1 protein-coding gene is annotated in these 237 nt (G+C 75.9%); it reads left to right on the top strand.

Annotated features, from left to right (window positions below):
* A partial coding sequence (locus ACPYOG_RS20700) for a hypothetical protein (protein WP_481295937.1) occupies positions 1–237 on the top strand: 237 nt, incomplete at both ends.

A 237-nucleotide genomic window follows, 5' to 3' on the forward strand; every position in this document is an offset into this window, starting at 1 on the left:
GCGGCCGCGGCGGGGCGGCCGGTGCAGCTGAGGGTCTCCGACGAGGAGGGCGGCTGGCTGCTCGCGGTGCAGCCCGACGGCAGCATCGGCGACGAGGAGGCGCTGTCCGTCGACCCCGACCTCGGCCTCGGCCTCGAGCCCGAACTAGACCCCGTACTCGACGTCGAGCCCGAACCCGCGCCCCTCCTGGAGGCTCCGCCTCGGGAGTCTTTCCTCCGGGCGGGTGCGCTCCACCCG

It is taken from the genome of Leifsonia sp. HAY1-4F (assembly GCF_056755275.1).